Below are 17014 nucleotides of genomic sequence, written 5' to 3' on the forward strand. Positions count from 1 at the left end.
CGCGAGGAGGCTTGCCCGAGCGGCCTAAGGGAACGGTCTTGAAAACCGTCGTGGCAGCGATGTCACCGAGGGTTCAAATCCCTCAGCCTCCGCCCAGGTGAGAAAAGCGCAGGTGGGAGGGGTGCCCGGAGTCTCCGGGCACCCCTCCCACTGGCTTTCTGTCTCAGCCTGTCCCACCTGGATCCCAGCGTTGACCAGCGTGTGCGGCCAAGCTGTGGCCAGGCAGCAGGCCACTACCGTGCGTCATTCGGCCTTGTCGGGTGGGCCGTTGAGCGCGTCGTCGATCAGCCGGTTCGCCCGGTGCTGCTGCCCGCGCAGAAGCTTCGCGTAGAACTTCCACAGCACGGCGATGCTGTGGCCCGCCCGCCGGGCGACCTCCACCGGGTCCACACCCGCCTTGATCCACAGCGAGACGCCCGCGTGCCGCAGCGAGTACGGCACCTCGGCCAGCGGCGTCTCGGCCTCGTCGGCGGGGAGCGCTTTGCCGCGTGCCTCCTGCCAGACCTCGGTGTACTCCGTGGACCGCACCCGGCCGCCGCGCACCGCCCGGAACAGCCGGCCGTCCGGCGCGGCGCCGTACTCGTCCAGGTGCCGCCGGAGCAGCTGCACGAGCGCGGGTGGGATCGGCACCGGCCGGGTCGTACGCCGAGCACGGCGCTTGAGTCCGCGCACCTCGTACGACTTTCCGTCGTCCGTCCACCCGGCGCCGACCTCGGGTCGGCTCCCTGCGAGGATCAGCTCGCCCCAGCCGGATGCCGGCAGCTTGCAGTCCCGCTTGGTCAGCGCCGCGACCTCGGAAGGGCGCATGGCGGCGTAGTACAGGCAGCCGAAGAACGCGTGCAGATGCTCCCCGCGCGGCCCCTGGGCCCTGACGGCGTCCAGGAGCGCCCGCACCTGGTCGGGGGCGGGGACGTAGCGGAAGTCCACTTCGTCGTCGGTCTCCGGCGGGTCCCAGTCGATGCGGGTCAGCGGATTCACGGTCAGCCGGTCGCGCTCGACCGCGTAGCGGAGCACATTGCTCAGCACCGTGCGCTTGCGCCGGAAGGTGTTGTCGGCCGCCGGCTTGCCGTTGAGCTTGAGGGAGAGGGCGCGTACGGCCCGGCGAGTCTGTTCCGAGTCGGCCAGGTCCGCGACCTTGACCGAGTGCTTCGCGATCCATTCGAGGGCGGCCTCGATCTCCTCCGGCGGGTCGTCCACGTCCTTCCGCGCCGCGAACTCCCCGCCGTCGTCCTGGGTGAGCTGGAACGCCCACTCGCGGAGAGCTCTCCGCAGCACCGTCGAATCGGGTGCGCCTTTCCTCGGGGCGGACACCAGGACGGGCGTCACGTTGGTCAGCGCCTCGGCGATGCTCGCGCGATGCTTGGCGGAGATCTTGGGCCATTTCATGACCACGTAGTCGCAGGCGTGCTCATACCAGGTGGGCGAGTTGAGCTGCCGGAGCTCGGAGGCGGGCAGGCCCGTTTCGATGTCGAACTGCTCGCCCTTCCGTATGGCCGACATGAGTTCGGCCCGGCGCCCATCGGCGAGCGGTTGGCTCTGGAACGGCTGCTGATGTGTCTCGCCGCCCACCAGCCACCGGAGTTGGTAGGGGGCGCTCTTGCTGTTGCGCTTCCGGATGCCCCAGATCCGTACGTCGTAGGTCAACACGAGGTGTCTCCTGAACAGGCGAAAAGGGGCGCGCCGTGACGGCGCGCCCCTAGGAACGGACTTGGGGTCAGACGGACGCTTCCTCGTTCGCCTCCCACCAGGCGTCGAGGTCCACGCGGCGGACCCTGAGCTGCCCGTTCGGGAGCTTGATGCACTTCGGCCCCTTACCCCTGGCCTTCATCCGGTAGAAGGCGGACCGGGACATGTCGATCTCTGCCAGTACTTCCTTGAGCTTGAGCTTCTGACCGCCGCTCCTGGTCACGGTGGATGCGGCCGACGTGCGCCTTTTGCCTTGGCTCACAGGGTTCTCCTGTTTGAGGTGTCGGGATGGGCGAACAGGGCGGCGGGCTGTCCTTGGCCGGGGCCGCCGCCCTGGAATCGGTGACAGAACTGACAGAACCTGGGTCATAGCCTTCTGACCTGCTGCTTCGGGCTCAGAGACGGCTGTGACAGAACTCGCGGAAACTCTGACAGAACCTCCGAGCAAGGGGTTCTGTCACAGCAGTCCCGTCTGAGCGGTTGGGGTTCTGTCAGAGTTTCCGGAGGTTTTGTCACAGGCCCCGATCCGGCTGTTTCCGCTGGTCAGCGGCCTTCGGATGGGGTTCTGTCAGTTCTGTCGGTCTGCTGGGGGTTGTGTCAGGCGCCTCGGGTGAGGCGGGGGTGGGTGTCGTAGCGGGGGGATGGTGGCCGGCCGCCGCGTGTGGTGCGGGGCGGTGAGGGCTGCTGGCGGACCCAGCCGTGGTCTTCCAGGAGGTTCAGGGCGGGGTCGAGGTCGCCCATGGCGGGGAACTCGCCGCGGGGCATCGCGCGGAAGAGGTCGCGCTTGGTGAAGGTGGTGGCCCTGGTGTCGCTCAGGTGGGTCAGGAGGGTGTGGGCGGCTTCCTGGGCGGGGTCGGCCTTCATGGCGTTGAAGACGTCGAGGGCGTGGGCGGTGAAGTAGTCCCCGATCTCGGTCGCGGCGGCCATCGTTGCGGCCTCGATCGGCCGGGTCCAGGCGTCCTCGGGGTGGGCGGCGAGGTGGAGGAGTCCGGCGATGCGGGCGACGGCTCCGTCTCGCTTGCTGGCCCAGTTCACGATCGGCCTGAGCGTCCCGTCCTTGCGGAGGCGGGATTCGGTGACGCGCTGGTAGGTCAGGAGGACCGCGTCGGCCTCGGGGGTGAGGGTGAGTTCGGCGGTCTCGGTCCAGCCCGCGAGGGTCAGCGCCAGGCCTCCGAGCTTCTTCGCGTAGGTGTCGGCGGTGTCGGAGCTCAGGAGCTCCGGGGTGAGGTTGCGGTAGCCGACGAGTGACTCGGGCTTGGAGTAGAGGAACCGGGCGAGCAGCCCTCGGCCGTCGGCGCCCTTGATCTGCCCGATGGCGTCGAGGACCTCCGGCTGTACGGCGAGGCCCATGGTGATGGCGGGGTTCTCGATGTACTGGGCGTCTCTGGCCTGGCGGTTGACGCGGGTCATGTCTCCCGCGTGCCCCTTGAGGAAGATCCCCATGTTCGGGACGCCGGAGTAGCGTCCGGCGATGATCTCGAAGATCTCGCCCTCGGGGGACAGGATCGAGATCCGCCCGTCCTGCTGGGCGAGCAGGGTAGTCAGGCTTTCGGCGGTGACATCGTCGGCGACGAGCTGGGGCTCGGCCGGGATGACGGCCCGCTCGGCGGCTTCGGACAGGGAAATGGCTTGGGCGGTCAGGGCGGCCAGCTTGTCGGCCTCGGCGTTGGCGGCCAGCTTCTCGGCCTTCTCCGCTGCGGCTTTCGCGATCCGCGCGGAGGCGGCGGCCTCGGCCCGCTGCGGTGCCGTGAGCTCGATCAGGGCCTTCTCGGCGGCGAGGAGCGGCTTTGTCATGAGCCCGAACACGGCGCTCTTGCGGTTGCCGGGCGGGAGCGCGACAGCGGTGTAGAGGGTGACGGGCTCGCTCCACTGGCCGCGCACGGTCACGGTGAGGCGACCGCCGGCGGCGGTGCCGATGGAGGCCAGCGCGAGGCATCCGGCGAGGTCGACGGGCGTTTGGGTCTCCTCGGCGACACCGGCCGTCATGGCGGCGAGCCAGTCGGGCAGCGCGTCGACGGGGAAGGTCGGAAGCTGCCCGCGCGGGTTGAGTGGTACGGGCTCGTCCCAGACGGGCCCGGTGACGTCCTCGGCCGACAGTGCGTCGAAGCCTGCCCACAGATCGGTGTCCGGTGTCGTCATGCTGCCTTCCTCCCTTCCTTCGTGCTGGTGGTCGTGATGCGGTGAGGGCAGGCGCCCACGCTGACGCGTTCGGTCAGCTCGGCCACGGCGGTATGGCCGCGGGCTCGTTCGTGATGGCCGCAGGTACACAGCCAGTCCGCGACGGGGATGCCTTCGACGCGGACGTGCAGGCCCGGCTGGATGCCGGCCACCGTGGTCTGTTGCGGGTCAGGGCGAAGAGCAGAGCGGACGCCCTGACGGGCGGCGCCCTTCGGCTCGCCTACGGCAATCCGGGGCGGAGCCTGTACGGCGCGCTGAGGCCCGTTCGCGACGGCGGGAAGGCCGTGCATGTGGGGACGGGAGGTCACGCTGCCCTCCCCGGAGCGGCATCGAAGCCGTTGGCAACGGCGCGGCGGGCGTACGGCTCGGGCACGCCGACGGACACGGCGGCGGCGACGATCTGTTCCCCGATGCCGTCCAGGTCACACGGCCCGGGGCACTGTGCGTGCTGGGCTCCCAGGAACCGGGCCACCCCGAACGCCTGCGATCCCGCGCCCGTTTCGGCGTGGCTGCGCACCTTGGCCAGCCCTCGCTCCAGGCCGTTGGTCACGTACCGCTCGGTGTGCCTGCACCCGGTCGCAACGGTCCGGTTCCACTGCGCGCGCTGGGGAGATGAAGAAGCCACCCGCGCCCGGGCGGGGGTGGCCTCTTCCCTCGCGACCAGCGCGCGGACGGCGGGCGGCAGATCCACCATCGTGCCTGTTCCGGGCCCCAGCCAGCGGGCGTACTGCATGAGCGACTTGACATCCACGTCCGGCTGGACCCCGTTGGCCGAGTGCATCGGGCCCCGGTAGATCCAGTGCTCGCCGCGCGTCGTCGGCACGGTCCGGGTGGGCGGCAGAGTTTGGCGCGCCCACGCGACGGCGGCCGGGCTGTCGAGGTCCATGACGGTGAGCCCGGCCCCGCCGGGGTGGTAGGCGACGGCTACGGCCTGCCGCCAGGCCGGGGCCCATGCGGCGGAGGTGATCACGCTGGGGTCGGTGGTGGCGGCGGCCCAGGCGTGGCAGACCGAAGGGCACTGGCAGGGGCCCGGGGCCTTCATGTTGGGGCGTCCGCCACAGGCGGTGTCGGCGCATGCACGGCAGTTCCTGAACGGCACCTTCCCGGCCCGCAGAGGAAGCGCCGGCATACCGGCCTTGGCCAGTTCCAGCGCGGTCCGTAGATGGGAGCCGCCGGGGGCGTCTCGCATGATGGGGGCGGGTTGGGTCATGCTGGTGGTCTCCTGTTCCGTTGTGGATGGGCAGGGGAAGCCGGGGCGGTGGGCTGTCCTTGGCCGGAGGCCGCCGCCCCGGGCGTAGCTATTCGGCGTAGCCGATGGGGCTGAGGGCGTTGTGGGCCCGGTTCAGGGAGACGTGCAGGGCTTCGGCGCAGCGTCGTGCGGCGGCGATTCCTTCGCGCAGGTCCTCCAGGCGCGTGGCGAGGTCGCCGGGCCCGTTGTCGCTGCGCAGGTGACCCTCGTGGCCCAGGCGGTCCATGAAGACGCGGATCTGGTCGAGGGACTGCGGCAGGCGCATGGCGAGGGTGGAGAGGTTGGCGACGGTGCTGTAGGCGTCGCCGGGGTACTCCAGCCCGCCGTCGGTCTGGCGGGTGAGGTGGTTGAGCTGGCGGATTGCTTCGGCTGCCGCGTCGGAGAGTTCAGCGGCGGTGGTGCTGGTCTGGCTGGTCATGGTGTCCCTCACTGCTCCTTGCTGCTGCGGGCGTGCTGGGCGCGGGGCTCGAGCAGTGCGAAGTGGAGTGCGGATTCGGCGAGCTGGCCGTAGGCGTACGCGGCGTCCGGCGCCCCGGTGGCGGTGTCGATGGCCTCGTGGAGTTCACCGGCCTCGTGGTCGGAGAGCGGGCGCCGCTCGTCGAGGTATTCGGCGAACAGGCCCGCGTCCTCGCAGATGGCCCACCGGGCATGGGCTTGGACGAACTTCTTGTAGTCGTTCCAGCGCTCCAGGCCCGGCATGAGCGGCGGGATCGGGGACAGCTCACCGGGGATGACGTAGAACCCTTCCCGGCTGCGGCCGAGCTGGACGGCGTCGGGCTGCTGGCCGTCCAGGACGCGCAGGATGGCCCACGCGGTGCCGTAGGCGTAGCCCTCGGCGGTCTGGGTGTAGAGGGTGCGCAGCTTGTTCGCCTGCTCCATGAGGGCCTTGCCGATGGTGAACAGGGCGGCGTCGTGCGGGCGGAACGGCACGCCGCCCGGGTCCCGGCCGTCGAGACGGACTTCCCCGTCCACCGGCCGCAGCCGGTCGAGGTCATAGGCTTCGCGGGCCAGTTCGGCGGTCCGGGCGGCGCGCTGAGCCTCGCGGGCCGCGGCGCCGAGGGCGTACACGCTGTCGGCGAGGGTTTCGAACCAGGGCATGGGGCGGGTCACGGTGGTGTCCTCCTGTTGCAGGTCAGGCCGAGCTGTGTCGGCTACTTGTTCTTGGACTGGAAGAGCTTCAGAGACAGGCCGAGCCCGATCGGCCCGGTGGTGGAGCCGATGAGGGCGGCGGTGCGGACGGCGTAGTCGAAGACCGCGACGGCGGCGGCCACCAGGCCGAGGACGCCAGCGGTTCCGGCGAACCCGATGGCCAGCGGCACCGCCCACCTCCCCACGGAGCGGGTCGGCGCCGGGGCGGGGGCCTGGATGATGACGACCTGGCGGCCGTCTAACTGCCGGTAGAGGTCGGCGGGTATGTGCGGGGCGAGGTTGCCCGGGATGGTGTGGTGTGGGTCGGGCTGCTGCATAGCTGCCTCCGGTGCCGGTTGGTGCGGGGATGGTCGAGGCGCGTCAGCCGATCTGGCTCAGCGAGTCCGCGAGGGACTGCAGCGCGTCGTTGATCGCGGGGGCCGCGCCGGTCGAGGCGAGGCAGAAGCCGAAGAGCGCGGCGATGGTGGCGCCGCCGGTGCCGAGGGTGCGGTTGCGGAGCATGAGGCCCAGGACGGCCCCGAGGAGGAGCACGGAGGACAGAGAGACGATCACGGCAGCTCCCTACTGAACGTGACAGGACATGCGAAGACCCCGGAGGCTTTGCTCTCCGGGGTCTTCGTGGGTGGGCTGTTGTTGGGTTATTCGTCAGGGGTGATGTTCGTGGCGCCGCAGTTCCAGCAGTCCCATTCGTCCGGCAGCCGGTAGCGCTGCTCCCAGAAGCCCACCGGCTTGCCGTAGACGGCGCAGTCTGCGCCGCAGCGCCAGCACTCGAACTCGAAGTCCATGCTGTCTCCTCCCTGGAGACAGCATGGCGCGCGCCTACGCCAGCGTCACGAGGCCACCGTCCGGCGGCCCGATCACGCCGTCCCGGCGGAGGTCGGAGATGCGGGTCCGGAGCGACCCGCGCTTGATCTGCTTGTGGCCGTCGGCGTTGACGGCCGCCAGGAGCTCGGCCTCACTGAGCGGGCCGCCGGACAGGACAGCGGTGATCCGGTCGGCCAGCGTCACCGGACCCGGCGGCATCGCTTTCGCTGTGGCCGGTACGGACGGCAGGCCCGACGGTGCCGTAGCGCTCCCCGGAGTGACCTGGTCGGGGTCTGGCGAGTCGTCCAGGTCGAACGGCTTGCCCGGGGGCGGTCCGTCGCCGTACAGCGCGAGGATCACGGGGTCGTGCCCGCGGCACGGCGCGAAGGAGCCGACGAGGAAGAACCGCGCCATGCTCGTCGGCCGCGACGAGGTCAGGTGGTAGCACATGCCTTGCGAATTGGGCTCGTCCTCGTCCTCGTCGGCCGCCTCGTTCCAGCGGCGGATACGGCGGACCTGGCCGACGATTTTGGGGATCGGCTGGAGCGATTCGCCCCGGGGAAGCAGGCCGTCGGAGACGAGCTGGGCCATCATCGCGGACGACCAGCGGAGAAGGATCACCTCCCCCTCCTTGAGCATGCCGCGAAGCGTGTCGCTTCCGCCCATCTCCTCAAGGTGGCCGGCCTGCGCGGCCAGGATGATGCCGACCCCGACACTCCGGCCGGTACGGCCCAGCTCCTTGATGAGTCCGGCCGCCTCGTCGCGGTAGAGCGCCCCCTTCTCCAGGAGCCGGTTCGCCTCGTCGATGACGCCGTACATCAGCGGGTCGGGGTCGCCGAGGATGAAGCCGGACCGGCCCATCTCGCCGTACGCCTTCATACGCCGCTCGGCCTCAGCAACGAGGCGACGGAGAAGCCGAATGGCGCCCTTCTGCGTCGTGACCCTCGTGGCGACGTTCCCGGCCGCCTCAGGGACGCTCTGCCCCTCCTTGAGGTCCGCCAGGTGCACGACGATGCCGGAGCGCTTGCAGGCGGCCAGGACCGATTGCAGCGCCCTCGACTTCCCGGCCCCGGTGGTGCCGAAGATCGCCATCCGCTGCGCGTTGCCCGTCTTCGGGTCGTACAGCCGGATCCGCAGGGGCGATCCGTCGTAGTACGCGCCGACGACGATACGGCCGCGTGCGTCCATGGCCAGGTCGGCTACAGTCGCGGGCCGCACGTTCATCAGGGGGTTGGTCGGGAAGACCCTGACCACCGCTTCGCCTCGGGCCTGCTCGAAGATGACCCGTGAAGGGTCATCGATCTTGAGCAGGTCGCACAGCGCATCGTGATCAATGTTCTTCACTCCCCCAGGGGGAGTCTTGAGCACGTATTCCTTGACGGCCGCCATCAGCCCAATTCCTTGAGCTCGTACGTGTTCGCCTCCATCAGCTCCACGCCCGGCAGGGCGGACCGGGAAATCTCGGTCCAGGTGTCGGCGGGCGCCTCGCGCTTCTTGCCGACCGTCAGCATCCGCAGTCCCGCGCCCCGGCCGGGGATCGGGTCAATCGAGATCAGCGCTTCGGGGCGGTCCATCAGCGCGGACAGCCGCGTGATGCTGATCTCCGGTACGGGCTCGCCTTGTGTCGTCGCGGCGATGACGGCCGCTGTGCGGTCCGCGTCGATCCGCTGCGTGGCGATCACACACGTGCCCGGTGCGATGCCGCCTTCACGGGCCACGTTCTCCGCCCACCAGCGGGCCGCCGGGTCGGTCGGCACCTGGTCGACGACGGCCGGCGCCGCCTCCTGAGGCTGCTCAATGGCCCCGGCTGCAGGCCGGGCTTTGGCGATCCGCTTGGCCAGGGATGCGGGGCGGATCCACCAGACACCAGCCGTCCAGGCGGCGACGGCGCCCCCCTCCACGAGACGAGCCACGTCACCAGAGGCGAGCCGTTCGGCAACGAGGATCCCTGCCATGCCTGCGTGCGGCGACGCGTAGACCATCATCGCGACCGTCCTGACCTTCTCGTGTGCGGCCATGAGGCGCGGGGACAGCCCCACTCCGAGCAGTGCCGCACAGACGGCGGCCGTAAGGCCCGGCTGCGTCACCGCGTCCGTGAAGAGGCCCGCGGTGAGGGTGGCGGCTCCGGCGGCCGTCGCCATGCGGCCGATGCGGCCTCGTGCGGTGTCGATGTAGGTGCGCAGCGGCATCACGGCCGACTCCTTCCTAGCTGGAGAGGGGACGCGTGAGGGGCGGCCCATTGGGCGGGCCGCCCCTCGTCGCGTTCGGTGCTATCGGTTGCTGTAGTACGTCCGGTCGGCCACGTCGGCGCCGCCGGTCTGCATGGCGGCGGCGACCGGGCCGTAATCGGCCTCGTGGCCATCGGCAGCCTGCCGGAAGTCGCCGGCCATCTCGGCCGCCTCGTTCGCCAGCGCTTCCGCCTCGGCCAGCACGGAGCGCATGACGGCCGCCGCGTCCCGGTGCGCTGCGATCACGTCGGCGTCCACATGGAGCGATGCGGCCGTGTCGGCCATCCGGTCGACCGACGTGGCGCATCCTTCGACGTAGTCGTAGGCGCCGCGCACGGCTTGTGAAAGGGCCGCCATGGCGACGGACGCGGCCGTGAGCCTGGCCGTGACGATGGTGAAGGTGACCCCGTCGCCGATCAGGTCGGCGATACGGCCGCCGACGCCTGCAGGTTCGATCTGGCTCATGGGCTACTCCTGGTGGTATTCGCGCTCGGCCGGAGCGATGTGCCCGGCGTCCTTCACCGCGTCGGCACGGTGCTTGTCGGCTTCGGCCGCCCGCTGGCCTGCGGCAGCGATGGCCTCGGACGCCCGGGGGAGCGCCGCCGCCAGGCCCTCCGCCTTGTCCTGGACCACCCCGGCCCGCTCGATCAGCCGCGCCGTCCAGCCGACCAGGACACCGGGGACCTTCTTGCCGATCAGCTCCGCGCGCAGGGCTTCCAGGGTGGACGTCAGCTGCTCGCATCGGTCGGCGACCACCTTGGTGTAGTCGGCGCCCGCCATGATCTCCTCGGCCATGTCCTCGTCCGAGTCGATGACGTCATAGACCGTCAGTTCGGCGTCCGTGAACTGCGTGGTCCGTACGGCCGGCGCTCCGCCCATGGGCCGCGCTCCTCTCTGTGGTGTTGACGCCGGACCGGTCGGCACGGGGCCGGTCCCGGCCGACAAGGCGGCTGGCGAGGTTCCGGCAGGAAGACCCTGGCGGCCCCGGCCGATGGCCGCTGGCTGCGGCTTGGGCCTTTCGCGGTCCGGCCGCGTGATGGTCACGGAGTAGCCGACCTTCCAGCCGGGCGGCGGACGCAGCCACTCGCCGTCAGAGCGTGGCGCGTCCTGTGGGCGCTGCTTGTCACGGGCGCCGCTCTTACGGCTGGAACCAACTGACGGCCCATGCACGCCAGTTGGCGGAGTCTGGCGAGCCTTCCGGCGCTTCTTTGTGCCGGGCTTTGTGTTGCTCGCCTTGGCCCGGTGCCTCCATGGCCTGCTGCCGGGCTTGCCGCCGGGCGTGTGCGACGAGGATGGCCGCGGCTTCTTACTGCTCTTGGATGCCTTCGGCAGATCGCCCTTGTCGTTGTCGTTCTTGGGCTTCTTGGTGAGGTCGACCTTCGGCGCGCCGTCGTTCTTGCCGTGCTTCTTCGTGCCGTCCGGCTTGCCGCTCTTGCCCTTCCGGGCCTTGTCCTTGGCCGCCGTCCGGGCTCGCTCGGCGTCGGCGTCCTTCGTGGCTTGCTTGCGGGCGCTGGCCCGGTCGGCCAGATCGGCCTTACGGCGGTCGGCGTCAGCCCTCCGGGCGGCCTTGACGTCGTCGTTCTTCCGGGCCTGCCGCGCCAGGGCCATCTTCCCGAGCGTGCCCGGGTCCCTCTTGGCGCCCGCCGACGAGGACGCCCCTGCTGGCTTCTTGTCGGCCGCACGAGTGGCAGCGTCCTTCCGCGCTTCCCTACGCGCTTCGGCGGCCTTCCTGACGTCCGGCGTCCTGCTCCTGACCGCTCCGGCCATGGTGGCCGCTTTCGGCTGCACTGCCCTGGGATGGGGCCTGGCCAGAGCGGCCGGCGCCATGCGGGACGACGCGCCGCCCGGCCAGGCGCTCCCCCTGGCAACGCCGCGGCCGTACTCCGGGCCGCTTTGGATACGGGACCTGCGGCGGGCCGCATCGGCGCCCGCCTCGGCTCTGTTCAAGGGGGTCTGGCCCTTGGCGTTGTTCTGTCGCGCCTGCTCCGCCACGGCCTTGTGATGCTCCCGCCGGGCCTTGAGGTACGCGGCCACGTTCCAGGCCCCACGCAGGGCCGCCACGGCGATACCGGCCATGACCACCATGGCCACGGATGCGGTGCCCCGGGCCGGTGACCCGGCATCGGCGGCGCGCGCCACCATCTCCGGGGCCGGGTCGTCCTCGTCCTCGTCCTCGTCGCCGTCCAGGTCGGGCGACGGGAGGTTGATGCGCCCCGGCGGTACGGCGGGCGGGGTGTCCGGCAGGGTCGGCAGTCCACCGTCCGGTGATGGCGGACTGTCCCCCGGTGGAGACAGGTTGATGACGGGGAGTGTGATCACATTCCCCGGGTCGTCGTCGGCCATCGGCCGCCCCTCTCAACTACTTGACGTAACGGCCTGCCTCGCGTACGCGCGCGTAACGCGCGCGCATTATGCGCGCGAGGCCGGATCGCCTCGTTGAACCGTTGTTGTTGAACGCGGAGCGTCACTGCTTGCTGTCCAGGTAGCGCGACAGCTCCGACACCAGCGACCGCCAGAGCGGGTCGTCGTCGGCGAGCCTCGCGCGGGCCATGTCGAACAGGACGATGGCCCGTGACCGGGCGTCGTCGGCCTCGTTGACCCGGGGCGCCCACAGCTCAGCGCGGAGCCGTTTCGAGCGCGCCGGGTCCTTGCCGGCCATCACGCGCCCTTCGTGAGGTGATCAAAGAGACCACCGGGGGCGGTCTGCGGGGCCTCGTCGGTCCGCGGCTGCTCAAGCTGCGGTGCGCCGCCGGACGCCTTCAGCTCCTTGACCCGCTGCTTCTCGGCCGCCTTCCTGGCCCGCTTCTCCGGCAGCTCCTCGTACGACCGCTCGTAGCGGGTGCCGAACGCCACCAGGTGCGTGATGGCCGCCTCCAGGTCGTCGACGGCCTGGAACATCGGCCGACCGGTGTTCCGCGCGCGGGCCCTGGCCTGGAACGGCAGGTCACCCTCCAACCCCCCGCGCTCCTTGAGGTCCGCGGCGATTTCGCGGGCCAGCCGCCGCAGGTCATCGATGATCGGCTCGATCTGCGCCCGCCGCTGCGCGAGGTGGATGGCCCGGTCCTCCGGCGTCTTGAGCAGGTCAGGCGTCCACTTCTCCTGTGCCATACGGCTCCTCCGTGGGTTAGTGAGTGTGCCCCGGGGCACGTCGATTGCTCCGGGAACCGACTGCTTCCGGCAGTCGCAGCGAAGGCCAGCCCACATGCCCTGGGCTGGCCTTCACTGGTGGTGCCGGACGGCTGTTACGCCTCGCTCTCCGCGTGAGAGGGCGGACGCGGGCCGCCGTGGTGCGGCCTACGTTCAGCCGTGCGACCAGAACCGGTTGGGCTCCAGCGAGAAGAACAGGACGTTTGCGCGCCTCAGGTTCGGATGCGCCTGTGCGATCTCCCCGCGCAGCGCCTCGTAGATGTCGGCCCGGGTGACGCCAGCGGGCGGCGTGAGGGTGTTGTTGAAGGTCGCCGTCATGAAGCCGCTGCTGCCGTCCGGGATCTGCAGGGTGAGGATGAAGTGGTGCGTTCCCTGCTGCTGAGCGGTCGGGCTGGTCGTCTGCTGGGTCTGGGCGGTCACTTTGGTTCTCCGTTCGAATGAGGTGGGGTCGTCAGGCGGCAAGCGCCGTGGTCGGGTAGGCGCAGGTCACGCACATGCCGAGCGAGGTCGGGATGCAGTTACCGGCATCCATCCGGCAGGCGGGGCAGGTGCGGCAGGCGAGCATCTAGACCGGCAGGGTGGTCATGAGCGGTCGGTGCCGTTGACGCCGACCAGGGCGCGCGGCTGGCGCGCGGTGAGCTGCGCGGCGCGCGCGGCACGGAAGTCACGCAGCCAGTTCCGCGCGTTTCCCGGATCCACCGAGCACCGCTCGGCCAGCTCCGCGGCGCTCGGCTCGCTCCCGTTCCCGGCGGTGACCGAGTCCAGATAGAGCTGCCATCCGGCTTGCTTGGCCTCCGACTTGAACACCGGATCCGGGTCGCTGCCGACGTGCTCGGCCACGTCCCGAAGCAGCCGATCCCGCAGCGCGGTGGCTTCCTCGATCTGGTCCGTGACCTGCCGCAACGCGGTCTGAGCGTCGCTGTGGGCCCGCTGGAGCGCGTCCGTGTCGAGGGTCAGCCGCTCCAGCCGCTGCTGCTCGCCGTCCACGGCGGTGCGGATGCGGTCGGCTTCCTGCTGCGCGGCACTGATCAGGTCATCCGCGCGCTTCCGCGCGTCCTGCTCGGCCTGCCGCGCGTCCTCCGCGCGCTGCCGCGCAGCCTCCGCCGCACCATCCGCATCCTGCCGCTGCGCAAGCAGCGCCTCGTGCTCCTCCCGGGCTGCTTCGAGGTTGCGCTGCGCGGTGCTCAGAGCGTCTTCCGCGCGCTTCCGCGCGGCCTCCGCCTCCTCCCGCGCAGCTTCCGCGCGCTGTCGCGCGTCCTCCGCGCGCTCGGCCAGAGCCGAAGACTCCAGACGCTTCGCGGCCGGGGTGACCGCCAGGTCCTCGATCAGGGCCAGCACCGCCGTGGCATCCGTGTAGTTGAGACAGGCCACCTCGTCCGCGCGGGTGAGCGCGGCCAGACGGCGCACCAGGGCCAGAGACTGCCCGGTATCGGTGGCGACGTCGGCACGGTCGAGCGCCTTCTGCGCCCGGCCCCGCAGCCGCCGCAACCGGCGCTGCGCCCGCCGGGAGCTCCCACTGGCCGACCCGATTTCCAGGGCCAGCCGGAGCCGGTAGACGCGGTGCGCTGCCCGCTGCGCCAGCGCGGCGCGGGCCACAGCGGAGGAGGACGTACGGGCATCGAGGCCCAGCAGCGCGAACAGCCCGGCCCACGCGTGCTGCCACAGCAGCACCAGCAGCCGGACCGGCCCCGGCCGGCCGCCCTGGTCGTCCTCGTCGGGACGCTCGCGGTGCAGCTTGCTGCGCAGTTGCAGCTCGATCAGCCAGGCGGCCAGGCCTGGGATGGATGCCAGGACCGGCCGGGCCCACCAGTTCGGGGCGTGGACGGCGTTCATCGCGGCGGAGAAGCCCACCAGCAGCCATGCGGTGCGGTGCATCAGCCGCAGCTCCGGCGTCCACCCCTGTTCGGGGTCGGCCGCGCGGTACATCTGGACCAGCAGGGTCATCTCGGCCGCGTCGAACACGGCGATGAACGCCACCGCCATCGGGGTGGGCAGCCACGCGGTGTCAGTCGCGAACCCCCACAGGCCGTGCACGCTGACCGCAACACCGCCCAGCGCCACAACCGCCTGCGGACCGATCCCCGACAGCCACGACGACTTCCGCAACCGGGCCAGCGTCCACGTCGTGACCGCGAGAGCGGACACGGCGACCGCCACCGGCAGCACCCACGCCCACGGCCCGCCGAGCTCGCGGAGGTCAGGGAGCCATGAAGGCATCTCGGCCCTCCTTCGTGGTGAAGGTCATGAGCCGCCAGGCCACCTCGCCAGCCGGGCGGCAGCATTCGCAGTCCGTCACCCAGCCATCCCGTGGCGCTCCCAGCGTGGCCGTGTAGTCCTTGGCCGCCTCCGAGGTGCGGTGGATGCTGTGCGGCTCGCCGAAGTGCAGCAGCAACCACACAGAACGGCCCTCTAACCGGGCCGCATCCAGCTCCTTGCCCAGCGCCGCGATACGGTCCGCGCGGGCCGCCAACTCGGCACGCGCCGCATCCAGCTCCGCCGCGACGTCGTCCACTGCGGCCGTGAGCTGTACAGCTTCCTCGCGGATGATCGCGGCGTCGCTCTCAGCCTCTTCGGCCCGAGCGGTCACCTCGTGCAGCTTGCGGATGTAGCCGGAGTACGCCTGATCGGCCTTACCCTGCACCTCCCGAGCGCGTTCTTGGGCCTGCAGGTTCTCCGCGCAGAGCTGCCGCAGTCGGGCGCTTGTCACGATGCGGATCATGTCGTTCCCTCTTCGGCGTCGATATCGGTTCCGGGCCGGCCGTCGCGGCGGCCGTTGACCGTGCGGTACGCGGGGATGGGGTTGCTGGTGATGAGCCAGCCGCCGCCGGTCTGCTTGGCCCCGTACATCGCCTCGTCCGCGACCCGCAGCGCGGTCGACAGGCCCGGGGCGGGGAAGGGGCCGTGGTAGGCGCCGATCGAGGAGCCCAGCGGGATCAGGTGGCCGTCGAACGCAACCGGCTCGCAGACCATCTCGTGCAGGGTGCGCAGCTCCACGGGCAGATCCGTCGTGTGCCGCATCGGTACGACGGCGGCGAACTCATCCCCGCCCAAACGCCCAACGGCTCCGTCCTGCACCTGCACCCAGGTACCGAGACGTCCACCGGCCGCGCGGATGGCCGCGTCACCGGCCGCGTGCCCGTGGACGTCGTTGATCTGCTTGAAGCCGTCCAGGTCGATGAGCAGCACCGCACAGCGCGTCTCGCGTAGCAGCTGCTCGGCGTGCTTCTCGAACGAGGCCCGGGTGGGCAGCCCGGTCAGCGGGTCCCGCCGGGCCTGGTCGAGGCTGCGGCGGAACCACAGCCCGTGCATGGTCCACCCGGCGGCCAGCGGGGCGGCGGCCGATATCGCGGTGAGGGTGTGACTCACGGCCGGCCCCCGCCCTCGCGCCAGGCGGCGGCCTCGGGGTCGGCGAGGATGCGGCAGTGCCAGACGTACACCTTGACGCCGTCGATCACGGCGTGGGTGGCGATGTGCTGGAACACACCGTATCCGGGGTCCTCGGTGTGCTCGGTGACCTCGGAACGCAGTCGCTCGGCCCAAGTCCTCACGTCCTCAGGGGCCGGCGCGTTCAGGCGGATCTCACCGCCGTACTTCAGCTGCACGCTGGTCAGCGCCAGATCGGCATGCAGCGCCAGGAGCTCCCTGGCCACCTCACCGGTGCGCAGCAGCGTCCGCTCATCAGCGGCGATCATCTCCAGCAGCGGTTGGGCGGCGGCGGTGTTGGTCGCGCTCATGCCGCCACCGCCTTCGGCGCGGTACGGCCCGTGCTGCGAGCCGGGCGCGGGAGGCGGCTGACGTTGTGGAACAGCGCGGGGACGTGGGCCTCGATGGCTTCGGCGGCGATCCGCGTCGCGCGGTCGATCAGCTCGGGGTCGTCAGCGAGGATGTCTCGGGCCGCGTCCAGGCGGGCCGCGCGCTCCTCGGGGCTCTCACCCTCCTCACCGAGCCACAGCTCCAGCGGGGTGCCGAGGGAGAGTTCGAAGTAGTCGGTGTCCGTGGCCACCTCGTGGTGGCCGATGAAGCTCTTCATGGTGAGGCTCCGATGTCTTGGGGTGTGCAGGGGAAGCCGGGGCGGCGGGCTGTCGTTGGCCGGAGGCCGCCGCCCCGGAGCAGGGCGAATCGATCAGACAGACGGCAGAGCGGCCACACCCCCGAATCGCGGGATGCGGCCGCCCTGCTGGCGAGGTACGAGGTCGGTTACTTCCTGCCGCCCTTGAAGACCTGGAAGCCCTGAGGCTTCGGGGTCGGCGGGTTGGTCGCGCCGGGGTTGCGGATCGGCAGCGGCGGGGGCGGCGGCTTGGGCGCGTCCTTATGAGCCATTGCGCTGCCTCCGGATGGCTTCAGCGGCCTGCCGCGCCGCCTCGGCCGCCGCGGCGGCCTGGCGGGCGGACTCGATCCGCTGCTGGGTGAGCGCGTCAGCAGCCTGCTGCTCGGCAATCTCGCTCATCGGGAGCCTCCCGCCCGGACGCGCCGCAGGGCCTCGTCCATGTCCGGGTCGCTGTCGCCAGGGTTCGCGGCGAGCACGCCGCATGTCATGCTGGTGATCACAGGTTTCCTCTCAGACAGGTGCCTG

Annotated in this window: 24 protein-coding genes and 1 tRNA gene; 1 reads left to right on the top strand and 24 read right to left on the bottom strand. The window is 70.9% G+C overall.

Annotated features, from left to right (window positions below; translation table 11 throughout):
* Nucleotides 1–5 precede the first annotated feature (5 nt).
* Nucleotides 6–92, top strand: a tRNA-Ser gene (locus ACH4U7_RS30300).
* A gap of 151 nt (nucleotides 93–243) precedes the next feature.
* Here ACH4U7_RS30300 and ACH4U7_RS30305 read toward each other — a convergent pair.
* From ACH4U7_RS30305 to ACH4U7_RS30420, 24 genes are all read right to left on the bottom strand, one after another.
* Nucleotides 244–1647: a tyrosine-type recombinase/integrase gene (locus ACH4U7_RS30305; protein WP_398530975.1), complete on the bottom strand. Its 1404-nt coding sequence runs from the start codon at nucleotides 1645–1647 to the stop codon at nucleotides 244–246.
* 67 nt (nucleotides 1648–1714) lie between these two features.
* Nucleotides 1715–1909, bottom strand: coding sequence for a helix-turn-helix transcriptional regulator (locus tag ACH4U7_RS30310; RefSeq protein ID WP_398531032.1), 195 nt, complete (start codon nucleotides 1907–1909; stop codon nucleotides 1715–1717).
* A 374-nt stretch (nucleotides 1910–2283) separates the two neighbouring features.
* A complete protein-coding gene (locus tag ACH4U7_RS30315) occupies nucleotides 2284–3825 on the bottom strand; it encodes a YfjI family protein (RefSeq protein WP_398530976.1) in 1542 nt (513 codons plus the stop codon).
* A complete protein-coding gene (locus tag ACH4U7_RS30320; protein WP_398530977.1) occupies nucleotides 3822–4016 on the bottom strand; it encodes a hypothetical protein in 195 nt (64 codons plus the stop codon). The genes ACH4U7_RS30315 and ACH4U7_RS30320 overlap by 4 nt, the downstream gene beginning before the upstream one ends.
* A 152-nt stretch (nucleotides 4017–4168) precedes the next feature.
* The gene (locus ACH4U7_RS30325; protein ID WP_398530978.1) at nucleotides 4169–5074 is read right to left on the bottom strand and encodes a DNA primase; all 906 of its coding nucleotides are present in this window, start codon (nucleotides 5072–5074) and stop codon (nucleotides 4169–4171) included.
* An 88-nt stretch (nucleotides 5075–5162) separates the two neighbouring features.
* Nucleotides 5163–5531: a hypothetical protein gene (locus tag ACH4U7_RS30330; RefSeq protein WP_398530979.1), complete on the bottom strand. Its 369-nt coding sequence runs from the start codon at nucleotides 5529–5531 to the stop codon at nucleotides 5163–5165.
* An 8-nt stretch (nucleotides 5532–5539) separates the two neighbouring features.
* Entirely contained in the window at nucleotides 5540–6223 is a 684-nt protein-coding gene (locus tag ACH4U7_RS30335; protein ID WP_398530980.1) for a hypothetical protein, read from the bottom strand.
* Between the two features lie 41 nt (nucleotides 6224–6264).
* Nucleotides 6265–6579, bottom strand: coding sequence for a hypothetical protein (locus tag ACH4U7_RS30340; RefSeq protein WP_398530981.1), 315 nt, complete (start codon nucleotides 6577–6579; stop codon nucleotides 6265–6267).
* 43 nt (nucleotides 6580–6622) lie between these two features.
* Nucleotides 6623–6814: a hypothetical protein gene (locus tag ACH4U7_RS30345; protein ID WP_398530982.1), complete on the bottom strand. Its 192-nt coding sequence runs from the start codon at nucleotides 6812–6814 to the stop codon at nucleotides 6623–6625.
* Nucleotides 6815–6900: 86 nt separating this feature from the next.
* Complete coding sequence (locus ACH4U7_RS30350) at nucleotides 6901–7047, bottom strand: hypothetical protein (RefSeq protein ID WP_398530983.1); 147 nt, start codon at nucleotides 7045–7047, stop codon at nucleotides 6901–6903.
* A 34-nt stretch (nucleotides 7048–7081) separates the two neighbouring features.
* Nucleotides 7082–8455 carry a transfer protein gene (locus ACH4U7_RS30355; RefSeq protein WP_398530984.1) on the bottom strand — a complete coding sequence of 458 codons (1374 nt, stop codon included), beginning with the start codon at nucleotides 8453–8455 and terminating at the stop codon, nucleotides 7082–7084.
* Nucleotides 8455–9255 carry a hypothetical protein gene (locus ACH4U7_RS30360; protein ID WP_398530985.1) on the bottom strand — a complete coding sequence of 267 codons (801 nt, stop codon included), beginning with the start codon at nucleotides 9253–9255 and terminating at the stop codon, nucleotides 8455–8457. Before ACH4U7_RS30360 ends, ACH4U7_RS30355 begins: the two co-directional genes overlap by 1 nt.
* Nucleotides 9256–9336: 81 nt before the next feature.
* Nucleotides 9337–9759, bottom strand: coding sequence for a hypothetical protein (locus ACH4U7_RS30365; protein ID WP_398530986.1), 423 nt, complete (start codon nucleotides 9757–9759; stop codon nucleotides 9337–9339).
* A gap of 3 nt (nucleotides 9760–9762) precedes the next feature.
* Nucleotides 9763–11637, bottom strand: coding sequence for a hypothetical protein (locus tag ACH4U7_RS30370; protein WP_398530987.1), 1875 nt, complete (start codon nucleotides 11635–11637; stop codon nucleotides 9763–9765).
* Between the two features lie 121 nt (nucleotides 11638–11758).
* The gene (locus ACH4U7_RS30375; RefSeq protein WP_398530988.1) at nucleotides 11759–11953 is read right to left on the bottom strand and encodes a hypothetical protein; all 195 of its coding nucleotides are present in this window, start codon (nucleotides 11951–11953) and stop codon (nucleotides 11759–11761) included.
* Complete coding sequence (locus ACH4U7_RS30380) at nucleotides 11953–12402, bottom strand: hypothetical protein (RefSeq protein ID WP_398530989.1); 450 nt, start codon at nucleotides 12400–12402, stop codon at nucleotides 11953–11955. Before ACH4U7_RS30380 ends, ACH4U7_RS30375 begins: the two co-directional genes overlap by 1 nt.
* Nucleotides 12403–12594: 192 nt before the next feature.
* Complete coding sequence (locus tag ACH4U7_RS30385) at nucleotides 12595–12861, bottom strand: hypothetical protein (protein ID WP_398530990.1); 267 nt, start codon at nucleotides 12859–12861, stop codon at nucleotides 12595–12597.
* Nucleotides 12862–13023: 162 nt separating this feature from the next.
* Nucleotides 13024–14658: a hypothetical protein gene (locus ACH4U7_RS30390; protein WP_398530991.1), complete on the bottom strand. Its 1635-nt coding sequence runs from the start codon at nucleotides 14656–14658 to the stop codon at nucleotides 13024–13026.
* The gene (locus ACH4U7_RS30395) at nucleotides 14639–15160 is read right to left on the bottom strand and encodes a hypothetical protein (protein WP_398530992.1); all 522 of its coding nucleotides are present in this window, start codon (nucleotides 15158–15160) and stop codon (nucleotides 14639–14641) included. Before ACH4U7_RS30395 ends, ACH4U7_RS30390 begins: the two co-directional genes overlap by 20 nt.
* Nucleotides 15157–15807 (bottom strand): GGDEF domain-containing protein, encoded by a 651-nt coding sequence (locus tag ACH4U7_RS30400; RefSeq protein ID WP_398530993.1) that lies wholly within the window; start codon nucleotides 15805–15807, stop codon nucleotides 15157–15159. The genes ACH4U7_RS30395 and ACH4U7_RS30400 overlap by 4 nt, the downstream gene beginning before the upstream one ends.
* Entirely contained in the window at nucleotides 15804–16175 is a 372-nt protein-coding gene (locus ACH4U7_RS30405) for a hypothetical protein (protein WP_398530994.1), read from the bottom strand. Before ACH4U7_RS30405 ends, ACH4U7_RS30400 begins: the two co-directional genes overlap by 4 nt.
* The gene (locus ACH4U7_RS30410; protein WP_398530995.1) at nucleotides 16172–16471 is read right to left on the bottom strand and encodes a hypothetical protein; all 300 of its coding nucleotides are present in this window, start codon (nucleotides 16469–16471) and stop codon (nucleotides 16172–16174) included. The genes ACH4U7_RS30405 and ACH4U7_RS30410 overlap by 4 nt, the downstream gene beginning before the upstream one ends.
* A 167-nt stretch (nucleotides 16472–16638) precedes the next feature.
* Nucleotides 16639–16761, bottom strand: coding sequence for a hypothetical protein (locus tag ACH4U7_RS30415; protein WP_398530996.1), 123 nt, complete (start codon nucleotides 16759–16761; stop codon nucleotides 16639–16641).
* Nucleotides 16751–16888: a hypothetical protein gene (locus tag ACH4U7_RS30420; RefSeq protein ID WP_398530997.1), complete on the bottom strand. Its 138-nt coding sequence runs from the start codon at nucleotides 16886–16888 to the stop codon at nucleotides 16751–16753. The genes ACH4U7_RS30415 and ACH4U7_RS30420 overlap by 11 nt, the downstream gene beginning before the upstream one ends.
* Between the last annotated feature and the right edge of the window lie 126 nt (nucleotides 16889–17014).

The organism is Streptomyces sp. NPDC020845 (assembly GCF_044334165.1).
GTDB lineage: Bacteria > Actinomycetota > Actinomycetes > Streptomycetales > Streptomycetaceae > Streptomyces.